Genomic DNA, 14,703 nt, shown 5'->3' with positions numbered 1-14,703 from the left:
TTTTGTGGGTCAATCCCGGCCACCCAGATCGGGCTCGGTGCCGGGCATACCTCGCCATGTTACCGGCCGGTGACCTGCGCGTCGTCTGCGTATGGACGCGCCACCCGGCTGGATCTAGCGCCGAGCAACGGTTTCCGTGTATATATTTACTCAGAAACCACTTCGGGAGGTCGTATTGTCCGTTCGCCAGAGTCTGCTCGCCATCCTCGATCAGGGACCCTGTTACGGCTACCAGTTGCGGACGGAGTTCGATCGCCGCACCGGGTCCACGTGGCCGCTCAACGTCGGCCAGATCTACAACACCCTCGAACGCCTCGAGCGCGATGGTCTGGTCGAGCGCGGCGAAGCCGACGAGCAGGGTCATGTGTACTGGCAGATCACGAATGCCGGATCCGCCGAGGTCGCACAGTGGCTGTCCTCCCCCGTCGTCCGCACGCAGGCGACCCGGGATGAGCTCGCGATCAAGCTCGCAGTCGCCGCCACCCTTCCCGGAGTCGATGTCGGGCGGGTGATCCAGGCGCAGCGACGCGCATCGCTCTCGCATCTGCAGGGCATGCAACGTGCGAAGTACGCGGGAGGCGACCTCGAAGGATCCGCCGAGCTCGCGTGGTCGCTCGTCGTGGACTCGATGATCTTCGCAGCGGAGGCAGAGGTGAGGTGGCTCGACCACACCGAGCAGCGTCTGGCGTTGCATCCGCACCACGCGATGGGACTCGAGCTCGCGACCGAGCGCCCCAAGCGCGGGCGCCCTTCGAACCAGGAGGCGTCGGCACGATGAGCGAGACGGTGCTGCAGCTGGTCGGAGTCACACAGCAGTACGGGCAGGGGGCGACGGCGGTCTCCGCGCTGTCGGGTGTCGATCTGGAGGTTCGGCAGGGCGAGCTCGTCGCCATCATGGGCGCGTCCGGATCGGGCAAGTCGACGCTGCTGTCGATCGTCGGTGGTCTCGCGACTCCGACGAGTGGCGAGGTGATCATCGAAGGGTCTTACCTCAGCGAGCAGTCCGCCGCGCAGATCGCGAAGCTGCGAAGGAGATCGCTGGGGTTCGTGTTCCAGGATTTCAACCTCATCCCGACGCTCACCGCCATCGAGAACGTCACCCTCCCCCTCGAGCTCGACGGCTTCCGCGGAAGAGTGGCTCGTCGCGCGGGCAAGGACGCCCTGGCGTCCGTGGGCCTCGCGGACAAGCTCGACTCCTACCCGGACGATCTCTCCGGCGGCCAGCAGCAGCGTGTCGCGATCGCGCGCGCAGTGGTCGGCGGCAGGCGGCTCATCCTCGCGGATGAGCCGACGGGAGCATTGGATTCGGTCACCGGCGAGATGGTACTGAAGATGCTGAGGGCATGCGTGGATGCCGGCGCAGCCGGGATTCTCGTGACCCACGAGGCGCGCCATGCGGCGTTCGCCGATCGTGTCGTTTTCCTGCGCGACGGGCGCATCATCGACGAGACCCGACGCGACAGCCCCGAGAGTCTCCTCACCGGCGCCGCGCGATGAGCGCGACGCTCGAACGGCAGCGCCGCGGGCACGACGAACAGCCGAGGGAGCCGCGTGGACACCGCGGGAGCGGCGCGTATCGCGCCCGGTGGCGGGTCGCGGCCCGGCTCGCGCGGCGCCAGGTGCGGCGCACGATCTCGTCGAGTGTGCTGATCGCGACTCTCATCGCCCTTCCGATCGCCGGGATGGCTGCGTTCTCGGTGGTGGTGTGGAGCACCGTCGCGACGCCGGAGGAGTCGGTTCGGGCCGAACTCGGTCAGATGCAGGCCTGGGTGCAGCCCGTCGGGGTTCCCGATGCCGGATTCTGGCAGGCGCCGACGCAGCCGGACTGGAACGGCTACCCGTTCGAAGACAATCAGATGACGATCGCCGAGGGCGACCCGCTGTCGGATCCGATCTCGACTCTCCCCTCCGGAACCGAGACGATCGCGGTGACGGAGGGGCAGGTTCGCGCCGACACGGCAGCCGGCGTCGCGACGCTGCCCGCATGGGCCGGCGAGGTCTGGGACGAACGTTTCCAGGGCAGCTTCGATCTCATCGCGGGGCGGGCGCCGGCGACTGCCGACGAGGTCCTGGTCACCCCGGCCGGGCTGGAGCGTTTCGGAATCACGATCGGCGAAGACCTCACACTGGTCGACTCCTCCAAGACGTTCACCGTCGTGGGAACCATGACCGCGGCCGCCACGCCGTCGGCGCAGGCCGCCCTGTTCCTCCCGTCCGGCGCACTGACGGGCACGACGAAGTGGTTCCTGCCCGAAGACGCGCTGAGCTGGGCGAAGGTCCAGGCCCTCAACGACCAGGGCGTCGTGGCCTACTCGCGAGAGGTCGTGCTCGACCCACCGCGGGCCACGGCGTCTGACGAATGGGGGAACTTCGGTTCGGCGGACGGCGCGGTGCAGGGCTACGTCATGATGCTGGCGGCGGCCGGCCTCTTCGCCGCATACGTGGTGATCATGCTCGCCGGAGCGGCGTTCTCGGTCGCAGCCCGGCGCCAGCAGCGCTCGCTCGCGGTCGCGGCGAGCGTCGGCGCGACAGCGTCGGACCTGCGCCGGACCATCATTCTGCAGGGAACGGCTCTGGGGCTCGCCGGGGGCTTCGTCGGACTCGCTCTCGGCGTAGGCCTCGCCGCGCTCATCATGTGGATCACCGACGACGGCTCAGCCACCCGCTACTGGGGCTTCCACGTGCCGTGGGCCGTGCTCGCCGGCATCCTGATCTTCTCCGTCCTGGTGGGGACGGCATCGGCGGCGATCCCGGCGCGCACCGTCGCGCGCTCGGACACGCTGAGCGCTCTGCGCGGCGCACGCCGACCGCAGACTCCACGGGCGTCTCGTCCGATCTGGGGCTCGATCATCCTGATCGCGGGAGTGGGGATCACGATCGCGAGCGCGGTGGTGACGGCATCCCTGAGTGCGATCCCACCGGCGGATCTGCGGTCGGACTCGCCGTTGCGCGCGATTCCGCCGTTCGGCATCGTGATCGGCCCGATCCTCGTGCAGATCGGCATCATTCTCTCCGGTCGCTGGCTGCTCTGGCTCGCCTCGCGCGTCCTGTCGCGGGTCAGCCTCGCGGCGCGCCTGGCGTCGCGGGATGCCGCAGCCAACGCCTCGCGCACGGTGCCGGCCTTCGCGGCGATCGGGGCGACCGTGTTCATCGCCGTGTTCGCGCTCTCGCAATCGTCGATGCAGATCGGCAACAGCACCCGCAACTGGTTCTATCAGGGGCCGGTCGGCACGCTGTCGGTGGAGTTCTACCCCGGCGGCAACGGGACCGTGATGCCGGTGACCGCCGAGCAGGCCGACGTGTCGGCCGATTCCGCCGTGGACCTCGTCACGGATGCCGGAGCGAGCACCGCCGCCGTGATCCGCGCCCAGTCGGATCCGGGCTACTACCCGTCGCCGGAGGACGTTCCGGCCGAGGATCAGTGGATCATGGCGCTCATGCCCGAAGAGCACCTTCTCGACCCGACGGCACAGGCCTCGTACCGCTACAGCGGACAGTGGCCGATGAATCCGATCTCGGTGATCGAGCCCGCCTCGCTGTCGGCCGTGTTGGGAGTGGATCTCTCACCCGCGCAGCTCAGCGCATTCCGCTCGGGCAGCGCTCTGGTCACGGACGAACGCTGGGTGACCGACGGCGACATCGACGTCGCCGCGTGGGCGGCGCGCGAGTCCTACGAGGGACGCGTCCCGGACAACATCTGGATTCGGCAGCCCGAGCAGCCCGAGGTCGCAGAGCCCGAATGGCGGGAGAGCATCGAGGCCGTCGTGGTCGACGTGCCCGATCAGCCCATGGCGATAGCCATCTCCCCCGGGACCGCCGAGCGTCTCGGGATGGTCGTCCAGCCGGTCAAGGTCGTCGCCGTGCCGGCAACGCCGCTCGAAACCGACGACATGGATCGCCTCTACGCCCACGCCGACCTGCTGAGCACTCCCGAGATCACATTCGCGCCGCACTACGAACGCGGCCCGTCCGACGACATGTTCTGGATGGTCCCCGTTCTCCTCGGCGTCGCCGTGCTCGTCCTCGGCGCCTCCGCGGTTGCACTCGGCCTCGCGCGGTTCGAGCGCCGGCCCGACGACGCCACGCTCTCGGCCGTGGGCGGCACCCGAGGGCTGCGACGGCGCATCGGCTTCTGGCAGGGGCTGATCATCGCGGGATTCGGAACGATCGCCGGAGCGGCCGCCGGAGTCCTTCCGCCGATCGGCTTCGCGATCCAGTCCCGCGGCGACCTCCTCGTCTCCGACATGCCGTGGCCCGCTCTGACGCTGCTCGCGATCGGCCTGCCGCTGGTCATCGCCGCGGCATCCTGGCTCATCCCGCCCCAGACGCCGGAGCTCACCCGCCGCACCGTCATCGCCTGACCCACAGCGCGCGCATCGGATTCGGAAAGTAGGATCGATCCATGGCCGGTTTCTGGGGTAAGCGCAAACGCGAGCAAGAGGCTGCACAGGCGGCGCAGGACGCAGACCTCGCCCGTCGCGCCGAGCAGGCGCTCGTCGCCGCCGACGAGCGGATCCGCACAGCGGGCGACGAGCTCGCCTTCGCCGAGGCCGAGCTCGGGATCTCGCTCACGAAGGATCTGAAGGCCGCGCTGGAGTCGGTGAAGACGCACCTTCGCGAAGCCTTCCAGCTGCACCAGCTCAACCACGACGAGATCCCCGACACCGACGAGGAGCTCCGCACCCGCAACGCCCGCATCGTGCAGCTGTGCGACTGGGCAGAGGATCTTCTCGACGAGAAGACCTCTGCGCTCGCGGAGTCGGTCGCCCGGGTGCGGCAGGCTCCGCAGATCGTCGCGCAGGTGCGCAAGGATGCGGAGGCGCTGAGCGCGCGGATTCCACAGACCCGTTCGACGATCGAACGCCTGACATCCCGGTACGCCGAGTCGGCCATGCATCAGATCACGGCATCCGCCGATGAGGCCGAGCAGCTGATCGCCTTCGCCACGCACGGCGCCGAAGTGTCCGAGCGCCGCCGTGCGGCGCGCCAGAACGAGGAGGCCAACCTCGCGCTGGAGACCGCGACCGAGGCCACCCGCCGCGCCGGAGCCCTGCTGGATGCGGTCGAGGACTTCGAGATCGAAGCGCTGCGCGCCGAGTCCACGCTCGCCGAGGTGGTCGCAGACTCGCGCGGAGACATCATCGCCGCACGCAACGCCCCGAAGGTCCTGGCCGTGACGACGGCCGTCACCGAGCTCGAGCAGGCGCTCGATGCGCTCTCGCCGGCCGGCACCCGCAACGACCCGTTCGCCGAGCTCACCCAGCTACGCACCGCCAACACCGCACTCGACGACGCCATCGCGAAGGCTCATTACCGGGCGCAGAACCCGCTGCCGACGGTGGCGCACGTGCAGCATTCGCTGGACGACGCGGACCGGCAGCTGGGCGTCGCCCGCGGGCTCATCTCCGGTCACCGCGGCTGGATCGGCGCGGATGCACGCACGCGCTTCGCCGAGGCCGAGCGCCTGCGCATCGACATCCCCGAGATGATCGCCCCCGAAGAGACGCGGGAGCAGGCCATGGCCGCCTCTCGCCGCGTCGCTCAGCTCGCCGCGGAGGCGCTGCAGCTGGCGCAGCGCGACATCGATTCGGCCCGTCCTCAGCAGCAGGGCTGGGGCGGGGACGGCTGGGGCGGCGGACGCCGCGGTGGTGGCGGCGGTGACATCATGGGCGGCATCATGGGCGGCCTCGTCATCGGCAGCATCCTCGACGGGATCTTCGACTGACCTCGGACGCATGAGAATGGCCCGGCACGCTCAGTGCCGAGCCATTCGTCGGTTCAGGACGCCAGTGCTGCTTCCTCGGGCGATGCCTGGGTGGTCAGTGAGATGACACCGTAGTCCCAGCCCTTACGGCGGTAGACGACACTCGGGTGGTCCGTTCGGGCGTCGACGAACAGGAAGAAGTCGTGGCCGACGAGTTCCATCCGGTCGACCGCCTCTTCGACGGTCATCCACTCGGGGTCGAAGTTCTTGGTACGGATGACGACGGGCGAGTACTCCTCGGTCTCGTCGGTCTGGACCGGGATGGCTCCGGTGGCGACAGCCTGGAGCACGTCGACGGATGCCGGCTGCACATCGATGCCCTCGATGGAGCCGCTGCCCTTCTCGAAGTGCGCACCGCGCGGGTGCTGACGGCCGTCCACGCGCTTCTCCTTGGCGCGCCGGAGCTGTTCGGCCATCTTGTCGACGGCGAGGTCGAGGGCGACGAACTTGTCTCCGTCGACGGCCTCCGCGCGGACGACGGGGCCCTTGCTCACGAGCGTGAGCTCGACGGTCTCGTCCGGGACGCGACCTGCACGGTAGGCACGATGCGTGACCTTGATATCCAGCCGCTGCGCCCGCGAGGCGAGCTGCTGAACACGGGCGATCTTCTCTTCGACAACGGTTCGGAAGCGATCAGTGATACCCACTCCGACGCCAACGATGCTTGTTTCCATTGCTGCCTCCTTGTCCCGGTCCTCCCGGCCAAGGGCGGACCGTGGTCGCCTTGTGTCCCCCTACCGTAGTCCCCGTTTCCTCGGATGTCACGAGTCATTCATGATGTGTTTCCCGTGATTCGCGGCGCCTCGGAGTCGCGGCGAGCGCGACGGCTCCGCGCACCCGGAATCCCGCCGCAGTGAGGGCGCGGGCTGCTTCGTCGAGGGTCGCACCCGTCGTCACGACATCGTCGAACACGACCACGTCGCGTGCGGCCCGGGCGTGTCGCGCGCGCATGCTGCCGGCGACGTTCTCCCTCCGCTGCATGAGGTCGAGCTCCCGCTGGTCCGCGGTGCGCCGCGTCTGCGTCAGCACCCGCGCCGGCACGAGGCCTGCTCGGCGCATCAGCAGTTCCGGCACGCGGTAGCCGCGGCGCCGGAACGCCGCCGCGCCCGTTGGCACCGGCACGGCGAGAGCCTCGGGGTGAACGGCCAGCACGCGCGCCGTGGCATCCGCGAGCGCGGCACCGAGTGGACGAGCGAGAAGGGTCTCGCCGTCCTCCTTCACCCGCCGAAGGCATCGTGCGGCGACCCCTCGAAACGGCAGCGCCGCGAGCACGGCCATCCCGGCGGATGTCTCGGCGTGCACCGGTCGTGCGACGAGCTCCGCTCTGCAGTCGTCGCACAGCAGCGTTCCCGGTACGTCGCATCCGGCGCAGCATCCGGACAGCACGAACGCCGCGATCTCGTCCGCCAGCACCGCCCAGTCGACCATGAGCCGATCCTGGTGCGCGCCGCGACTGCGCGGCGCCGGTCGGGCACGATCTGTGCACGACCGGCGCGTGTGCAGGACGAGTGCGGCTACTGCCCCGCGTGCGTGCCGAGCACGAGCACGTCAGACAGCCCCATCTGCCACGTCGTCCCCCGCTGGGCGAACAGCACACCGTCCTCGTCGAGGATGCGCACGGCGGCATTCGTACGGCCTCCGGAGAGCGCGTGCGCGCCGGTCGGCGCCGCCGCGTAGGCGCCCGGCCCGCCGATGTCCTGCGTGAGCACCAGTCGCGCCTGCGCGTCGTCCACGAGCACGGCGAGGGAGTCCTCACCGACCCAGGACAGCCCGAGCACCGAGCCCTCGATCTGCGCGACCTGGTGCATCGGACCGAGTTCGATCGGCGCCTGCGATTCGTCGCGCACGATCGCCGAGAGTGTGATCCAGCGCTGACTGCCGATCGTGACGACGGCGGCTACGCGCACGCCGTCCGCCGCGACGCGGAGCTGTGAGATGGATGAGGCGTCGGGGAACGCCCCGGCGACGTCGACGTCGGTGACATCGGGACGCCATGCCTTGACGGCCTGCGGTGATCCGGACGGGACCGACCACGTGTACTCGTAGGGATCCATCGACGGCGCGATCAGTCCGGCTCTGCCGTCGAGTTCGTCAATTCTTCCATCCGAGACCGTGTACACCAGGCCCGTGTCCAGTTTCACCGCCGCCCGCGCATCGTCCGCCGGGACGTCGACCGCCGTGACGCTGGGTGCGAGCTCCACGATCTCATCGCTGATCCCGTCCACGGGCACGATCTCTTCGCCGACGTACGCGCCGAACTCATCCTCGGTCAGCACGACGGGGCTCGACTCCTGACGTCCGGTCTCGACGACGGAGCGCCCGGCGTCCAGGTCGCGTCCGTTCACGAGGAGTCGGACCTCGGTGACACCCGCCGGGCGCAGCGTCGCCTCGAGCTGCGTGCGCATGCGGGAGAGCTGAGTGGCGTCGAGCGTCGCCGCGGCGACGGTCAGCTCCACCGTCGCCACCTTCTCGGGACTGATCGGCACGGAGTCGCTCGCGAGAGCGACGTCACCGGGGAACGCGCTGCGCACCGCGGGCGCGAGCCATTCGCTGGGCTCTCCCCCGAGCAGTGACTGCGTGAGTGTCGTGGCGATCGTCTGACGACGCGGGTACCACCTGAGGTCCGGGACCAGGTGCGTCCAGCTCTGGTCGAAGTACTGCAGTGAATACCGGCGGTAGACCTGCGGGAACGCCTCGGCATCCAGCACGATCCCGTCCGCCGCCGACGTGATGCGCCACTCTCCGTCCTCGTTGCGCTCGACCTCGAACGCGGCGACGGACGCGTCGCCGGGGAGTTCGGCATACGCGCCGTCCTCGTCGACGCGCGCCACCTGGTGGTCGAGCAGCACGCGGACGTCACCGGAGGCCGCAGCATCGCCTTCGCCGTCCAGGTCCACCGTGAATTCGCGGGCCGCAGCGCCGGAGTCGATCGTGACGCTCTCGCTCGGGCGCCACGTGGCCGCAAGCTCGGGGCTGAGGAACTCCCGTGCGATCGCCCAGCCGTTGTCCGGGGTCAGAGCGGCGTCCAGGAATCCCTCGACGATCTCACTCGGGCTGGCTCCGGCGAGCGGCCGCGCGGCGATCTGGCTGATGTCGGGATCGAGGTCGGCGTCATTCAGCGCGAGCCCGACGTTGACCTCGCCCGACGAGGGCAGGCTCGTGCACCCGGCGAGCACCGCCATGAACGCGGCGAGCGCGAGGACGGCGAGGCTGCGGTGTCTGCGGCGGGTCATGAGTCGTCTCCCGTGACGGTGGGGATCGAATCGGTGAAGTACACCTCGCGCAGCTCGGTCAGGTGGATCGGCTGTGTCAGCCGACTGACGTCGGTGAGGTTCTCCTGAGGCTCCAGCGGCACCGGCGACGTGCCGTTCTTCTGACCATGACCGCGCGGGATCGTGAGCACGAAGTTGGTTCCCACCGCGAGCTCCGACCAGACCGCGAGCGTCCCGCCGTGCAGCTTGGCATCGCCGAGCGCGATCGAGAGTCCGAGACCTGTGCCGCCGATCGTCCGCTGGCGCGACGGGTCCGCGCGCCAGAAACGGTCGAATACCCGCTCTGTGTCGGCCGGACTCATACCGAGCCCGAAATCACGCACCCCGACGGCGACGGCGTACTGGTTGCTGTCGACGGTGATGACGATCGGATGCCCCTCGCCGTGCTCGATCGCGTTGCCGATGAGGTTGCGCAGCACCCTGCGCACCCGGCGCGCATCCATATCCACCGGTGAGTATCCTCCCGGCGCGATCAGTCGCAGTTCCGACCCTCGCCCCTCTGCCAGCGGTCGCATCTGGTCGATGATGTCCTCCGCGAGCTCGGCGAGGCTGGTCGCCTCCAGCTCGAGCTGCACGGATCGCGCGTCGTAGCGACTGATCTCCAGCAGGTCGCCTAGCAGCGTCTCGAAGCGCTGCACCTGCGTGTGCAGCAGCTCCGTGGTGCGGCCGGTGGTCGCATCGAACTGATCGCGCTGATCGTTGAGCATGTCCGCGGCGAGCCGGATGGTGGTCAGCGGCGTGCGAAGCTCGTGCGAGACGTCGGACACGAAGCGCTGCTGCACGAGCGAGAGCTCACCGAGCTCCTTGATCTGCGCCTCGATGCTGTCGGCCATCGCGTTGAACGACTCCGCCAGGGTGGCCAACTCGTCCTCGCCGTGCACGGGCAGACGCACCTCGAGGTCACCGGCCGCCAGTCGCGCGCTGGTCTCGGAGGCCTCGATGATCGGCTTCGAGACCAGGCGCAGCACGATCCAGGAGATTCCCGCCACGATCGCGATGAGCACGAAGCCGGCTGCCCACAGCGTGCTCTGGACGAACTGCAGAGTCTGCTGCGAGTCGGCGAGGTCGTAGGCGATGTAGACCTCGAACGCGCCGATGCCGGGCAGGAACAACTGCTGGCCGACAACGATGCCCGGCGCGACCGAGCCATCGCCCATGGGGATCGCGATCGACTGCCACGACTGCCGATCGGGGAACGAGACCACGCGCTCGTGAAGGCCCGCGCTGATCACGTCCTCGCTGAGACTCGAATCCGTCAGGAAGCCGCTCACGCCGCTGCCGACGGGGATCTCGTCGATCGGGAGCACGATGACGCGCGAAGATGAGGACGCCCGCGGGATCGTCTCCTGCACATCGCCCCAAAGGGCCCGAAGCCCCGAGGGGTTGTCGGTCACCTCGGCGGAGTCCACCCGCTTCTGCGCCTCCGCCACGGCGCGCAGCGCGTCGGAGAGCACCTCGTCGCGGCGCGATTCGAAGAGGTTGTTCTGGATCACGAGCGCCATGATCAGGCTCGTGACGAAGATCGCGAAGGACGTCAGAAGCAGCGTGGTGGTGATGGTGCGGAACCGCAGCGAGCGACGCCAGAGCGTCGTCACCGCCTCCGGCCAGCTACGCCAGTCGCGCCACAGCGCGGCGGTCGTCGGCGTCGCGCTCGTCGCGATCAACGCCGTCTCCTAGCTGACGCTCCCGGCCCGGTATCCGACGCCGCGGACCGTCATGACGATCTTCGGCGCGTCCGGGTCGAGCTCCACCTTGGCGCGCAGCCGCTGCACGTGCACGTTGACCAGGCGGGTATCTGCCTTGTAGTGGTACCCCCACACCTGTTCGAGCAGCATCTCGCGCGAGAACACCTGCTGGGGCTTGGATGCCAAGGCGACGAGCAGCTGGAACTCGAGCGGCGTTAGCGGGATCGGCGTCGCGCCGCGCCGCACCTCGTGCGCGTCGACGTCGACGACGAGATCGCCGATGCGCAGGATCTCGCTGATCGCCTGAGTGACGGGGCGCAGCCGGGTGCGGATGCGAGCGACGAGCTCCTTTGGGTTGAACGGCTTGACCATGTAATCATCCGCACCGACCTCGAGCCCCCGAACCACGTCGGCCGTGTCGCCCCTGGCGGTGAGCATGATGATCGGAATGCCGGATTCCGCGCGGATCCGCGTGCAGATCTCGATGCCGTCCATGCCGGGGAGCATGAGATCCAGGAGCACCAGATCCGGATGCTGCGTGCGCCATGCCTCGACGGCCTTCGCACCGTCGGCGCAGAAGACCGGCTCGAAGCCCTCGGTGCGCAGCACGATCCCGATCATCTCGGCGAGCGCGGTGTCATCGTCGACCACGAGGATCCGTGACGTCATATGATCCCAGCCCCATCTTTCTACCCAGGCGCGCCGCCGTTCGGGTGAAGGCTGGACGCAGTCATGCCCAGCGTACTTCATGACAACATTTCGATCACGGTAGCGCCTTCGCGCGTTCGCGGTGTGCGGCCTCGGATATGACACGATGGTTCTGCACCTTCGGAGGGAGCTCGATGAACGCGGGGAGTCAGATGAGCACAGCATCCTGGACGCCGGCCGTGAGGCCCGGACTCATCCCGCTTCACCCGCTCACGTTCGGAGCGCTGCTGGGGAAGCCCTTCGCCGCGCTCCGGCACAACCCGAAGGTGCTGTTCGGCTTCGCGATCGTCGTGCAGCTCGTGGTCGCCGTGATCACGCTCGTCGTCGTGGGGGCAGTCGCCCTGGCCACGTTCACGCGGCTGGAGTCGCTTTCCCCGAGCAGCCCGGACTTCTACCCGGTCATGTGGGGAACCATCGCGATCAACGCGCTCGTGGTGCTGGTCATGGCTTTCGTGAGCCTCGCGTTCACCGCCGTCATGCAGGGCGTGGTCGCGGCCGACATCGGCCACGCCGCCCTCGGCGAGAAGCCGTCGCTCGGCCGGCTGTGGCAGATCATGCGGCCGTCGTTCTGGCGTCTGGTCGGATGGAGCGTCCTGCAGGCGCTCGCGGGGATCGTCCTGGTCCTCGTGATCGGCGGCATCATCGCCCTGGGAGTGACTGCCGGCGTCGGCGGATCGGCCGAGGGCGTCGCGTTCACTGTCGTGATCGGCATCCTGCTCGTGCTCGCTGCGATTCCGCTGTGGGTCTGGCTGGGCACCAAGCTCCTCCTCGTGCCGTCGGTTCTCGTTCTCGAGCGTGCCCGGCTTCGCGCGGCGCTGGTGCGGTCGTGGCGCCTGACCCGCGGACGGTTCTGGAACACGTTCGGCGTGATCTTCCTCATCAACATCATCATGAGCACCGCCGTCAGCGTCGTGAGCCTCCCGCTCTCACTGCTCGGGTCGCTTTTCGTCCCCGTCATCGCCCCCACCGGCGGCAGCGACGCCTCCGAGATCGCCGGTCTCATCATCGCCACCGTCGCGCCGCAGCTGCTGGTGTACGTACTCCAGGCCGTCGCCATCGTCGTCCAGTGCGCCGCCGCCGCCTTCATCTACCTCGACTGCCGGATGCGATATGAAGGGCTCGACCACAGTCTGATCAGCCATCTGGAACGCCGCGATCTCGGCGCGACGCCCGAAGATCTCGGCGATCCGTTCACCGTCGATCCCGCGCGTGCTGTGAGCAGCGCCCCGCCACCCAAGCCCGCACCGACGTACGCCACCCCGCCCGTCGGCTGGGCGCAGTACCCTGCTCCGACCAGCCAGTACCCTGCTCCGACCACCCAGGCGCCGCCCCCGCCACCACCGGCAGCGTCAGCGGCCGCCGCGGCACCGACGCGTCCGGCCGAGCAGAACCCATGGGCGGCGCCCGGCTCCGGCGGAGCATGATCCGTCTCACGCCCGATCCGTACGCACCGGACGGCGACGAAGCACGCCGGTGGGCCGAACAGGAACTTCAGAATCCGCGCTATGCGGACGCCAAGCCGACCTGGTTCGACTACCTCGCCGAAGACATCGCCGAGTTCATCAACGGGCTCTTCTCACCGGACACCGGACAGCAGGTCGGCAGCACCGCGTTGGTGATCGTGGTCGCGGTGATCGTCGCGGCGCTCATCACGGTGCTGATCCTGTGGGGGCGTCCGCGCGCATCCCGGCGGGTGAAGCGCCGCACCGTCGACCTCCTCGGCGCGCGCGATGATCGCACGGCCGCGCAGCTTCGCGCCGACGCGGAACGCAGCGTCCGCGACGGCGATTGGGACTCCGCGACCGTGCTCCGGTTCCGCGCGCTCGCGCGCGGCCTGCTCGAGCGCGACATCATCGACCCCACCCCCGGCGCGACAGCGCAGGCGATCGCACGCGAGGCGGCAGCCGCCTTCGCCGCCCATCACGCCGAGCTTTCGTCCGCAGCCGGCGCCTTCGACCGGGTGCGGTACCTGCGACATCCCGCATCCGAGCAGAACTATCGAGACCTCGCCGCAATCGACGACTTGATCTCGACAGCGCATCCGGCCGCCGGACAAGAGCTTGCGACGGTGACCGCGTGACGGGCACGGCAGTGCGAGAGAAGGGCCGGTTGCGCTCCGCCCTCGGCTGGCTGGCGATCGCGGCTGCCGTGATCGCCTTCGCGCTGCTGATCGGCGCCCTGAGCTTCGGTGCGCCGGACTCGCGCGGCGCCCTGGACCCGGAGAGCGCCAAGGATTCCGGAACACTCGCCCTTGCCGAACTGCTGCGCGATCAGGACGTCGAGATCACCGTAGCGCGCACCAGGGCGGACGCGATCGCCGCCATCCGAGACGACACGACCCTCGTCATGGCCGCCCCCTTCTCCCTTTCCGACGAGGCCGTGCAGGCGCTGATCGAGCCGGCGAATCACACCGTGTTCCTCTCCAGCGCCTCACGGCTGCTGCGGCTGCTCGACCTCGGCGAGAACGCCGCCCCGCCTGCGTCAGGCGCACTGCGCGCGAGCTGTGACCTGCCGGAACTCGCAAACGTCGGCACTGTGCAGCCGGATCGTTTCTTCTCCCCCGCCGACGGTGTGACCGGATGCTTCACGGAGGACGGCGCTGCGGGCCTGCTCGCTGACGATCGCCGCGGCATCCGCACGGTGCTCGTCGAGGGCGGATCCCTGCTCAGCAATGAGCACCTCGCCGAGAACGGCAACGCCGCGCTCGGCCTCGCGCTGCTCGGTCAGACCGGCCACGTCGTCTGGTACGTGCCATCGTTCGCGGACACGGATCTCGAGGCGCAGTCCCCCGACACCCTCGCGACGCTCACACCGGAATGGGTGACCCCCGCCATCCTGCTCCTGCTGCTCGCAGGTATCATCGCCGGCATCTCGCGCGGCCAGCGATTCGGACCGCTCGTCACGGAGACGCTGCCGGTGACGGTGCGTGCCTCCGAGACCATGCACGGCCGGGCCCGTCTCACCGCGAAGGCCGGCGACTCCGCGCATGCCGCCGCCGCCCTGCGCGACGGCTCGCTGCGCCGCCTCGCCGCCCGTCTGGGGATGGCGGCCCGTTCGACGGCCGCGGAGATCGCGGACGCGGCATCCGACCGGCTGCGCATCCCGCGCGGCTCGCTCCACCAGCTTCTCGCCGGCCCGCTGCCTGCGACCGACTCCGAACTCGTCGACACCGCTCGCCGGCTGGCAGAACTCGAGGCGGCCGTCGACACCGCCGTTCACGTGGAAAGGAACACAGAGTGACCGACACAACCGTGACCGAAACAGATGAGGCGCA

The 14,703-nt window shown here is 69.2% G+C and carries 12 protein-coding genes; 7 read left to right on the top strand and 5 right to left on the bottom strand.

Annotated features, from left to right (window positions below):
• Nucleotides 1-175: 175 nt before the first annotated feature.
• From IM776_RS06230 to IM776_RS06215, 4 genes are read left to right on the top strand one after another with little or no spacing between them, the layout of a single operon-like run.
• Nucleotides 176-778 carry a PadR family transcriptional regulator gene (locus IM776_RS06230; RefSeq protein ID WP_194422126.1) on the top strand — a complete coding sequence of 201 codons (603 nt, stop codon included), beginning with the start codon at nt 176-178 and terminating at the stop codon, nt 776-778.
• The gene (locus IM776_RS06225) at nt 775-1,497 is read left to right on the top strand and encodes an ABC transporter ATP-binding protein (RefSeq protein WP_194422125.1); all 723 of its coding nucleotides are present in this window, start codon (nt 775-777) and stop codon (nt 1,495-1,497) included. The genes IM776_RS06230 and IM776_RS06225 overlap by 4 nt, the downstream gene beginning before the upstream one ends.
• Complete coding sequence (locus IM776_RS06220) at nt 1,494-4,361, top strand: ABC transporter permease (RefSeq protein WP_194422124.1); 2,868 nt, start codon at nt 1,494-1,496, stop codon at nt 4,359-4,361. The genes IM776_RS06225 and IM776_RS06220 overlap by 4 nt, the downstream gene beginning before the upstream one ends.
• 41 nt (nt 4,362-4,402) lie before the next feature.
• On the top strand, nt 4,403-5,725 hold the full coding sequence (locus IM776_RS06215) for a coiled-coil domain-containing protein (RefSeq protein WP_194422123.1): 1,323 nt from the start codon (nt 4,403-4,405) through the stop codon (nt 5,723-5,725).
• A gap of 53 nt (nt 5,726-5,778) precedes the next feature.
• On the opposite strand, the gene hpf is transcribed toward IM776_RS06215, so the two are convergent.
• The 5 genes from hpf to mtrA all read right to left on the bottom strand — a co-directional run bounded on the left by hpf (nt 5,779) and on the right by mtrA (nt 11,390).
• Nucleotides 5,779-6,438 carry a ribosome hibernation-promoting factor, HPF/YfiA family gene (gene hpf / locus IM776_RS06210; protein ID WP_194422122.1) on the bottom strand — a complete coding sequence of 220 codons (660 nt, stop codon included), beginning with the start codon at nt 6,436-6,438 and terminating at the stop codon, nt 5,779-5,781.
• Nucleotides 6,439-6,532: 94 nt separating this feature from the next.
• Nucleotides 6,533-7,192, bottom strand: a complete 660-nt coding sequence (locus tag IM776_RS06205; RefSeq protein ID WP_194422121.1) for a ComF family protein — start codon at nt 7,190-7,192, stop codon at nt 6,533-6,535.
• An 86-nt stretch (nt 7,193-7,278) separates the two neighbouring features.
• Nucleotides 7,279-8,997 (bottom strand): LpqB family beta-propeller domain-containing protein, encoded by a 1,719-nt coding sequence (locus IM776_RS06200; RefSeq protein WP_194422120.1) that lies wholly within the window; start codon nt 8,995-8,997, stop codon nt 7,279-7,281.
• Nucleotides 8,994-10,700: an MtrAB system histidine kinase MtrB gene (mtrB, locus tag IM776_RS06195; RefSeq protein WP_194422119.1), complete on the bottom strand. Its 1,707-nt coding sequence runs from the start codon at nt 10,698-10,700 to the stop codon at nt 8,994-8,996. Before mtrB ends, IM776_RS06200 begins: the two co-directional genes overlap by 4 nt.
• Before the next feature lie 9 nt (nt 10,701-10,709).
• Complete coding sequence (gene mtrA / locus IM776_RS06190; protein ID WP_194422118.1) at nt 10,710-11,390, bottom strand: MtrAB system response regulator MtrA; 681 nt, start codon at nt 11,388-11,390, stop codon at nt 10,710-10,712.
• A gap of 191 nt (nt 11,391-11,581) precedes the next feature.
• Here mtrA and IM776_RS06185 point away from each other — a divergent pair, with 191 nt between their 5' ends.
• From IM776_RS06185 to IM776_RS06175, 3 genes are read left to right on the top strand one after another with little or no spacing between them, the layout of a single operon-like run.
• The gene (locus tag IM776_RS06185) at nt 11,582-12,853 is read left to right on the top strand and encodes a glycerophosphoryl diester phosphodiesterase membrane domain-containing protein (protein ID WP_194422117.1); all 1,272 of its coding nucleotides are present in this window, start codon (nt 11,582-11,584) and stop codon (nt 12,851-12,853) included.
• Nucleotides 12,850-13,509 carry a DUF4129 domain-containing protein gene (locus IM776_RS06180; protein ID WP_194422116.1) on the top strand — a complete coding sequence of 220 codons (660 nt, stop codon included), beginning with the start codon at nt 12,850-12,852 and terminating at the stop codon, nt 13,507-13,509. Before IM776_RS06185 ends, IM776_RS06180 begins: the two co-directional genes overlap by 4 nt.
• Nucleotides 13,506-14,669, top strand: coding sequence for a DUF4350 domain-containing protein (locus tag IM776_RS06175; RefSeq protein ID WP_194422115.1), 1,164 nt, complete (start codon nt 13,506-13,508; stop codon nt 14,667-14,669). Before IM776_RS06180 ends, IM776_RS06175 begins: the two co-directional genes overlap by 4 nt.
• Nucleotides 14,670-14,703: the final 34 nt, after the last annotated feature.

The organism is Microbacterium abyssi (assembly GCF_015277895.1).
GTDB lineage: Bacteria > Actinomycetota > Actinomycetes > Actinomycetales > Microbacteriaceae > Microbacterium > Microbacterium abyssi.
This window is presented reverse-complemented; position numbering and strand designations above follow the sequence as displayed.

What these genes read in the sequence shown, in the direction of transcription:
- IM776_RS06215 (WP_194422123.1), top strand. Translation starts at nt 4,403, where the DNA reads ATGGCCGGTTTCTGGGGTAAGCGCAAACGCGAGCAAGAGGCTGCACAG.
- IM776_RS06185 (WP_194422117.1), top strand. Translation starts at nt 11,582, where the DNA reads ATGAGCACAGCATCCTGGACGCCGGCCGTGAGGCCCGGACTCATCCCG.
- IM776_RS06180 (WP_194422116.1), top strand. Translation starts at nt 12,850, where the DNA reads ATGATCCGTCTCACGCCCGATCCGTACGCACCGGACGGCGACGAAGCA.
- IM776_RS06225 (WP_194422125.1), top strand. Translation starts at nt 775, where the DNA reads ATGAGCGAGACGGTGCTGCAGCTGGTCGGAGTCACACAGCAGTACGGG.
- hpf (WP_194422122.1), bottom strand. Translation starts at nt 6,438, where the DNA reads ATGGAAACAAGCATCGTTGGCGTCGGAGTGGGTATCACTGATCGCTTC.
- mtrA (WP_194422118.1), bottom strand. Translation starts at nt 11,390, where the DNA reads ATGACGTCACGGATCCTCGTGGTCGACGATGACACCGCGCTCGCCGAG.
- IM776_RS06220 (WP_194422124.1), top strand. Translation starts at nt 1,494, where the DNA reads ATGAGCGCGACGCTCGAACGGCAGCGCCGCGGGCACGACGAACAGCCG.
- IM776_RS06205 (WP_194422121.1), bottom strand. Translation starts at nt 7,192, where the DNA reads ATGGTCGACTGGGCGGTGCTGGCGGACGAGATCGCGGCGTTCGTGCTG.
- IM776_RS06200 (WP_194422120.1), bottom strand. Translation starts at nt 8,997, where the DNA reads ATGACCCGCCGCAGACACCGCAGCCTCGCCGTCCTCGCGCTCGCCGCG.